Source organism: Aminobacter sp. P4_H6_2 (assembly GCF_056400805.1).
Window position 1 is genome coordinate 1 of the sequence record NZ_JBFUKO010000456.1, and the last position, 4,501, is coordinate 4,501.

Below are 4,501 nucleotides of genomic sequence, written 5' to 3' on the forward strand. Positions count from 1 at the left end.
GCGATCTGCCCGGTGGCATTGTCGACGCGACCAACAATCAGGCCATTCTCGAGGAAGAGAAAGATTTCCTTTCCGTCAGTTGTCATGAGGCCAGAGTTCGTGCCGTCCCCACCATTGATGGCCAGCGTGAGCGAAATCTTCGCCGAGTCGTCGGCACCTTGCTTGACGCTGTATTCGACCACATCTTCCTGGTGGGCATAGCCGAGGGCCGCCGGTGCTGCCAGCGTTGCAAAGCGGGCGACCACGCCCACGGCGTCCGTGTCGTCGCCCTGGGAACCCTTCTGGAGGCCGGCGGTTTCATCATGCGTTACCACCGCGCCCGTCGCCTTCAGGTTGATCTGCGGAATGTCGTCGATGACGGTGACATTGACCTGACCGGTGAGGGGCACGGAATCGCCATCCCGATCCGTGGCCTGAATAATGGAGCCAAAGTTGATCTCTAGCGTATTCTGGAYGGCGGTGCCGGACGGAGGCGCCGGGTGATCGAGCTGATCGAACAGGCGGAAGGTGAAATCGCCATCGCTTTCGACCGTCATCCAGAAGACCGGCCGGTCCAGGCCATGGGCGTTGTCGACGAATGCCACGAGCGTGTTGCCGACCATTGCATAGCTCAACGGCGAACCCTTGGACTGCAATCCTAAGGCTTCCATTTGGTCGATCGCCGTAGCGGCGAACCCGAAGCCACCGCCGACAGCCGCGCCATCGGCACCGAAATTCACCAGGCTGGCGAGCGATCCGGACGCTTTTGCCGCGCCGGTAAGCCACTCCGTGTCGCCATCCGGCGACGTCCCGTGTGACCACAGGCTGTGAATGTCGTCTTCATCCACCGTCACGGCCGCATTGCCCGGCTTGACCGACGGACCGTCATCCTTGAACACCAGATTGCTGCCGATATTCAGCTCAGCGGACTTGYTGTCGCCGTCCTTGTCAGTGATCGTCGCGGTGAGCTTGACGAGGTGGTCGGTCAGGCTGCTGGCGTCGTCGTGGTTGCTGGGGTCGGCATGCTTGACCGGACGGATCTGGTCGAGGGTGACTTTGCCATCGGCATCAACCTTGACGGTGAAGACCAAGTGGTTGCCGGCGGCAGTCCTACCCTCGACCACGCCGTTATTCACGCTCAGCAGTACCTGCTGACCGGACTTCGTGTCGATAAGTCCAGAATTGCCGGCAACCACGCTCAGTGTGTAGGCAATAGAGCCGGGGCCGTCGGCGCCATAGGATTTGACGAAGTTAGACGCGAACGATGCGCTAGCATTGTCGGAAAGATTGGTCTCATCGACCGTCAAGAGGGGTTCACTGCCCGACGTCTCGATGGTCGGCGTATCGTCGTCCACGTTGACCCGCAGCGTGCCGTTGGCGATGTCGCCGTCATTGTCCTTGACCTGATAGGTCAGGGTGAAAACCTTGTTGTTTTCAGCGCGACCGGCGGCGTGCATGATCGGCGCATCCTGCGTCACCAAATAGGCGCCCGTCGCGCCATTCATGGTGATGGTCAGCACCTTGGTCTCCCCCTGGTAGACCTCCAGCGCACCGTTGTTGAGCTTGTAGGTAAAGCCTTCCGGCGCACCGTTCGTCAACCAGGCAATCGAGCCGCCATCGGCACCGAAGCTGTGCGCCAACGTGCCCGAAACATTTCTGCCATCCACGTTGTCGCCGGTTCCACCGGGAATGCCGCCCTTGAGCGCGTCGTCATCGAGACGGACAAGGGCATTTTCCGAAACTTTCGGACCGTCGTCTTCGAAGATGATCGCGCCGCCGATCTGAGCGCCGCCTGACACGCTGTCATTGTCGAAATCGGTGATCGTCACCGACGCGTTGACGAGCCCGGCAAGGCTCAGCGAGTCATTGTGGTGCACCTCTGGCGACAAACCGTCGGAGTTGTGCTCAAGCGGAACGTTCTGCGTGACGGTCAGCGAACCGTCCGCGTTGATCTTGACGGTGAAGGCGGTTTGCGTGCCTCCATTTTCAAAAGTGCCGGTAATCGTGGTCGAATTCGTTTGCACCAGCGTGATTGGGAAATCGCCGATCGCCGTCTTCAGGTTCGTGGCGGCATTGCCCGACAGTGTAAGGGCGTAGACAACGCCGCCGCCTGCCGCTGCACCGTCGGCGCCGAAGGTCGAACTAAAAGAGAGAATTGAACCGGCGCTGGTGACGTTAATCGGGAAACCGCCTGGCGTCCCCGCGCTCGTTTCGTCAAGAATGGCGGTTGCGCCAAGACGGACCCCGGAAATTTCAGGGCTGTCGTCCTCCACCTGCAACGTCACATTCGCCGTGGCCGAGCCGCCGAACGGATCCTTGACCGTCACGGGAATGACAATGCCGACAACGTCTTCGATACCGGAACTCGGATGGTCGATAGGGCCCAGAATTTCGACCTGATAGTCGCCCGTCTCCGGATCGGTAATCGTGAAGCGAACCACGACGACGTCTCCCACCCTGCCCTCAAGCAGATTGGGGCCGACCAGATTCCACGTGATCGCCGCGCCATGCGACGTGATGCCAGCATTGGTCGCCGGGTTCGGCAGCCCGAGGCTGTAGGTGAGCGGATCGCCATTGCTGTCGGACGCGCCGAAATTGCCGGTGAAGACGCGCTCATTGGTGGTGTCGAACGGGTTCGGCCCGTCGTCGCGATTGCCGCCGCTCAGCCCCTCTTCGGACAAGCGGATGGAAAAGCTCAGGAACTCGGGCTCAGCATTGATGCCGGCATCAAGCTCGCGCCCCGCATATTGCGGGAACATCAGCGCTGTCGGCGGCAGCAGATCGGAAACGTCGAATCCGTCGCCGATGCCACCCGCCTGTATCTCGAAGTTGCCGCCCGAGCCCTGCGCCGCGCCCCCACCCGCAGAGAACGAACCATCGGCGCCGAAGGCGACATTGATGCCACCGGCTTCAAGGGCCGCGATCAGGGCAACGCGCGGCACCTCGACATCGCCGAGCAGGAAGGTCGGCACATTGGCGGCGGCGTCCTTGATGACGATGAGGGTGCCATCGGCCTGTTCGAGAACCAGGTTGTTGCCGTCGACCTTTATGTTGTCGATGGAGATGCTGGCGGGCAAGTGGACGATGTTTGAAGCGTCCGCGACAAATTCCGTAGGCATCGCCTGCGCTGGTGCCGCAGCTGTTGGCTGCGCTGCCTGCACGGGTTCACCGGAACCGGCATCAACGGGAACGGGATCGGCCTGGGCCACGATCTGGCCTTCAACCGTAGGCTGGGCTACGGCGCCCTCTGGCAGGGCTGCATTTTCAGCCACGGAAGCAGACAGATTTTCAAAATCAACAGAGGTCGCCATTGCCCATCCCCAAATCGTAATTTAGCGACACTGAAACAATGGCCCGTCAGCAAATACAACTGTGACGAGAACCCGAATGCATATCGGGATATGCCGCTCCCTCGAAAAGTTTTCGATTGGTTAACTGGCAGAGAAATCGCGGCAAAATATTGCAAGTAAATTCTGGCGAATTCTTAAGGGTAAAAGATCTGCCTGTGAAATGTTACCACATGCGCTGAACTGCCCGCCAGCGGGCCAAAGATCAAGCAAGACGATGGTGAGGCTCGGGCAGGTCTGCCTGCGCGTTTATCAGGCGACCACGAACGAAAGCAGCAGTTCCGGCGCCCTGATCGGCGCGCGGACCATGTTGAGCTGGCCGTGGTAACGCCGCTCGCCGGCACCGATGACGAAACCGCTGGCGATCGGCACGCCGCCATTGGCATCTAGCCTGGCGAAAATGTCGGCGACGTTGAGGTCGAGCGAAAGCCTGAGGTCGCGATTGGTTTCGTCACCGAAGCCGACCGGCAGCTGCCGCTTGACCAGATTCTGGAATGCCGAATTGAGCGACAGGATCTTCTTCATCGACGACAGCGCGAAGGCTGGTGCCGGGCAGGCGCCCAATATGGCATTGATGGTGCGCAGCGAGGCCAGCTTGCCAAGCGACGCATTCTGGTCGGCTATCCAGCGCAGGCAGGCCACGCGGATAGCCGAAGCGAGGTTGCTGGTATCGCCGTTTGCCCGCGCGATTTCTTCGACCATCTCGCCGATTGTCAGCCGGTTGTGTTCGGCCAGCTGCTTCAGCGTCGTCCAGAACAGGCGCTCGAGCCTGATGCCGCGCCGCGACCCCTGGCGAACAACGACGCGAAAATCGGTCGTCAGATCGTCAACCGAAAAGACGTTGATGCCAAGGTCATCTGGCGAAGGCGCGCTATCGCTCACGAAGCGCCTCGTTGCGCGCCTTGTTAATGGGCTTGAGCAGGTAGGCAAGGATGGTCTTGCGCCCGGTGATGATCTCAACCGTGCTGATCATGCCGGGAATGATGGAGTAGGACATGCCGTCCCTCTCCAGCGTCGAACGGTCGGTCGACACGCGAACCTGATAATAGGGCTCGCCGGTGTTCTGGTCGACCAGGGAGTCGGCGGTGATGGTCTGCACCTTGCCGTTGAGACCGCCGAAAATCGAAAAATCATAGGCCGAAACCTTGATCAGCGCCTTCTGGTCGGGGCGGATG

General features: G+C 60.5%; 4 protein-coding genes. 1 reads left to right on the forward strand and 3 read right to left on the reverse strand.

The features are described 5' to 3' along the window. Window positions 1–2,738 (reverse strand): DUF5801 repeats-in-toxin domain-containing protein (locus AC1DUU_RS24185; protein WP_476785921.1); only part of this gene is annotated, 2,738 nt, incomplete at its 3' end. Here AC1DUU_RS24185 and AC1DUU_RS24190 point away from each other — a divergent pair. After that, complete coding sequence (locus AC1DUU_RS24190) at window positions 2,727–3,071, forward strand: hypothetical protein (protein ID WP_476785922.1); 345 nt, start codon at window positions 2,727–2,729, stop codon at window positions 3,069–3,071. The genes AC1DUU_RS24185 and AC1DUU_RS24190 overlap by 12 nt on opposite strands. A 507-nt stretch (window positions 3,072–3,578) precedes the next feature. Here the strand turns inward: AC1DUU_RS24190 and AC1DUU_RS24195 are convergent. Together AC1DUU_RS24195 and AC1DUU_RS24200 are read right to left on the reverse strand one after the other, a co-directional pair. Next, on the reverse strand, window positions 3,579–4,208 hold the full coding sequence (locus AC1DUU_RS24195) for a ribbon-helix-helix domain-containing protein (protein WP_476785923.1): 630 nt from the start codon (window positions 4,206–4,208) through the stop codon (window positions 3,579–3,581). Beyond that, on the reverse strand, window positions 4,198–4,501 hold a 304-nt coding region (locus AC1DUU_RS24200; RefSeq protein WP_476785924.1), incomplete at its 5' end, for a beta-barrel domain-containing protein. The genes AC1DUU_RS24195 and AC1DUU_RS24200, both read right to left, overlap by 11 nt.